Raw genomic sequence first — 3735 nt, 5'->3', positions numbered from 1 at the left:
CACTTCAATGAACTTTTCTATCGGACTGTTCCGATATTGACGTAATCGCTTACGTGATTGGCTTGTTTTCTATCTCTGAACGTTTTCAGAAGGACTCTTTTTCTTTTCGCTGTGCAAAGCTCCGAAAAAGTTTTTTATTTTGAAAACAACCTGTCAAATTTATTTTTGAGTTTTTTTTTCAGCTTTTCAGCGCTCAACTCCCCTTCCGTTCGATTGGGTTTGCAAAGGTAAAAGGTTAATTTTTAATAGCAAAAAAAAGATCTTATTTTTTTCTTTACTTATTCAACCTAACCGATTTTTCAATGCTTTTTCACAACCTTTTGTCATGCTCTCCCCGAATGGGAATGCAAACATAGAGCTCTTTCTCAATTTTACCAAGCTAGCCCCGTTTTTTTTATCATAATTATGGACAACTCGCTCTTTATGAGGGCAAAAAATCCCTTTATTTAGGCTGCTTGTAAATCGGAACCGTGCTACATGGTTCTCCATACATAATTGTTTTAGCCTTGCCTTTGAGAAAACGTACCACTTCCCCATAAGCAAAAAGAGGAACAGGATATTTACTACAGCCTTTTACAACAACCGGCTTCCCTTCGAAATCACCTGGAGACAACTCCCGCAGTGCTTTTTGAAACAAATATTTTTCAAGATCATCCAAGTCACCGACGACAACTTCGTCCGCCAGCCCCTCAAGATAACTTACCACCAGCATAAATGCCCAGGTAGGAACAATGGCATCTGCAGTACAATCAACCGCCACACATTTCCCTTTGTATTGTTCCCAATTGATTTCTTTGAGCTCCTTTCTAAAATCCTTCTCTTTCAACACCAGTTCCTGAAACAAATACGGCCTTATATCAAAAAGCTCTCTTTCATTTTTCTTATAAAATGCTTCCAGGTCAATAGTCACTATGGGACTGTTTGCTACTCTGTTTACAATTTCACTCATATAGCCAATGGGTTTTTCTTTGATTTCACAACCCTAAATTCCTTCAAGTAGTTCGGCTCAAAGTAAGCCACATCTACAAAATCTTCTTTCAAAAACTTTTCATACGCCATTTCCCCCACCGTAACAGCCGAGTTCGTATAATTTAAAAAGCGTGCATTAGGATGATGAATTACTTGAGACACTTTTTCAGCACCATCCCCTAAGAAATAAACCTTCCCCTTCTCGAAAAGCTCACCAAACGAACCTTCATCAACAACTACAGGTCTCAGCGGAGACAACTCCTCTAGTTGGCCATTGAACACCTTACAATAAACTTCCATTCTGCGCGCATCGACCATTGGCACGATCATATCAGAAGACTCCACCCAGGGCAATGCCTGCTTGGCCATCGCATCCAAACTCCCCACCCCGATCAGTGGAATCCCATGGGCATACGCAATACCCTTGGCTGTTGACACGCCAATTCTCAGCCCTGTGTAAGAACCAGGCCCTTCCGAAACCGCCACCGCACTTAGCTTTTTGGTAGTTACGCCCACCTGCTCCAATAAACTATTGATTGCCGGCATTAACTTCTGGGCATGAACATTCTCCTGATGCAGCTCTATCAGCCCCAACAACCTTCCCTGCTCATGAATAGCCACTGAACAAACTGCTACTGCCGTCTCTATGGATAAAATCAACTTCATCATTTTTTTGATCAACTCTGACGCAAAGATAATAAAAAGGATCACTCACCAACCCATCCCCCCTACTAGACTGATTAGTCAACACATAGGACAAAGGCAAAAAAACAATACGATTATCCGGAATTGGACCAGTAAATTTATTTCTCACGGATTCCACAGAATTCCACGGAATTATAAAAACCTTTTCTGTGGGTTTCTGTGCATTCTGTGAGAGATGGTTTGCTAACTTAGAGCTACTGGTGTCTTTGCGGATATACATAAAAAACAAAAAGCTCCTTCTTCAAAACAAGTGATTGTTCTAAAAAAGGAGCTCAAGTTATTTTCTTGCACTATTACTTTTTGGCCATCTCGGGTAAAAGAATGGAATGATATTCTTCGACTTCACTAAGAACCCGCACTGCCTCCTCTATCTCACTGTCCTTATCAAGAGAAGCCTCTACCACTCCTCCTTCATAATAGTACCTTGAAACGATCTCATCTTTCAGCGCTTCTTTTATCTCCCCCTTAAAGGTCACCAAGTCCTGCTCTTTATTATGACTAACGCTATTCTTCAAGGAATCAATTTGACGCTGAATATCCTCAAAATACTTTTCCTCCTTGGCAAAAGTCTCCAAATCTTCAATGGTCTTCTCCACCCTGGTCACATAATCATACTCTTTCCCTTCCAACCATGCCACGAATTGTTGATAGAGTTCTTCGCTTACCACAAAATCCCGAGGAGAGACAATACTGTCATGATCATAATAGAATCCATTAACAAACTCAAAAACAAGACTTCTTGCCACTAAGCTATAGGTAATAGGCGCATAAGTTTTGGCCTCCACTTCTTTATCCGGCATTATGCCTGCTCCATCCCAAACTTTCCGTCCATTTTTGGTGGTAAACTCATGCCTCAAGGAATCCGCTACGCTAACTGCCCTTCCATCGCCATCTCGCTTACTGTAATCAATCTCCTGAATACAGCGTCCACTTGGAATATAATATTTGGCGGTCGTCACTTTTACTTGAGCGTTATACGAAAGTGGAATAGTGCTTTGGACCAAGCCTTTTCCGAAGGTTTTCCTGCCCACAAGAACGGCCCTGTCATAATCCTGAAGCGCACCAGCCACAATTTCCGATGCAGAAGCGGACCTTTCATTGATCAAAACGGCCAAAGGGATATTTTTATCCACAGGCGAACGGCTGGTCTTGTATTCGGCATTGACATTATCCAATTTACCAATGGTACTCACTACTTCCCTGCCTTTTGGAACAAACAGGCCGACTATATCCACCGCCTCTTTTAATATCCCTCCAGGATTGTCCCTTAAATCTAAAATGAGCTTTTCTGCCCCTTGATCCTTAAGACTTATCAACGCCTTTCTCACATCGTCTCCGGCATTGGTGGTAAAATCTGTCAACTTAATATACCCTACCTTATCATTAACCATCCCATAGTAAGGCACATTGGTGATCACTATCTTTTTCCTGGTAATATCAAAAGCCAAGGTATCAAGATTCCGCTTTACAATCACCTCCACTGGGGTATTGGCCGGACCTTTCAACTTCTTGGAAACGTCAGAAGTAACCAAGTCCACTACACTCACCGAATCTATCCACAACAATTCATCACCTATCCTTAGGCCCGAACTCTCTGCTGGAAAGCCTTTGTAAGGCATCAAAATCATATTTTTCCCAATCCTATTCCCGATCAAAGCACCTATACCACCGTACTCACCGGTGGTCATGGTCCTGAAATCAGCAGACTCCTCTTCCGGAATATACGTGGTATAAGGATCCAGCTCTTCAAGCATGGCATTGATACCCACTGTCACCAAATCCTCCGGATTGATTTCATCTACATAATAAGAGTCAAGCTCCCGGATAAGAGACGCAAAGATGTCCAGGTTTTTAGCTATTAAGAAAAGTTTATCGTTTTTAACCTTGAATGAAAACAGAATTCCTCCTCCAACAACCAACACCAGAAAAATTGCAATTATCTTATTTTTTTTCTTCATCACGCATTTCATTAGAATCCTGCCGGGCAGCGAGGCGCTTCAATACTTTCTGGATCTTGAATTGTATTTTCTTGAAATCTTCGATATCCGGCGATACATAAAC

The 3735-nt window shown here is 41.6% G+C and carries 3 protein-coding genes; all 3 read right to left on the bottom strand.

Annotated elements, in window-relative coordinates; translation table 11 throughout:
• Positions 1-442: 442 nt before the first annotated feature.
• Complete coding sequence (locus tag ACYVAA_RS22480) at positions 443-949, bottom strand: DUF2480 family protein (protein WP_460546230.1); 507 nt, start codon at positions 947-949, stop codon at positions 443-445.
• Positions 946-1638 (bottom strand): tRNA (adenosine(37)-N6)-threonylcarbamoyltransferase complex dimerization subunit type 1 TsaB, encoded by a 693-nt coding sequence (gene tsaB, locus ACYVAA_RS22475; protein ID WP_460546228.1) that lies wholly within the window; start codon positions 1636-1638, stop codon positions 946-948. Before tsaB ends, ACYVAA_RS22480 begins: the two co-directional genes overlap by 4 nt.
• A 329-nt stretch (positions 1639-1967) precedes the next feature.
• Positions 1968-3632, bottom strand: coding sequence for a S41 family peptidase (locus tag ACYVAA_RS22470; protein ID WP_460546226.1), 1665 nt, complete (start codon positions 3630-3632; stop codon positions 1968-1970).
• Between the last annotated feature and the right edge of the window lie 103 nt (positions 3633-3735).

It is taken from the genome of Echinicola sediminis (assembly GCF_054777495.1).
The sequence above is the reverse complement of the archived record's forward strand: the minus strand, read 5'-3'. Positions and strand labels throughout refer to the sequence as shown.

What these genes read in the sequence shown, in the direction of transcription:
- ACYVAA_RS22480 (WP_460546230.1), bottom strand. Translation starts at nt 949, where the DNA reads ATGAGTGAAATTGTAAACAGAGTAGCAAACAGTCCCATAGTGACTATT.
- tsaB (WP_460546228.1), bottom strand. Translation starts at nt 1,638, where the DNA reads ATGATGAAGTTGATTTTATCCATAGAGACGGCAGTAGCAGTTTGTTCA.
- ACYVAA_RS22470 (WP_460546226.1), bottom strand. Translation starts at nt 3,632, where the DNA reads ATGAAGAAAAAAAATAAGATAATTGCAATTTTTCTGGTGTTGGTTGTT.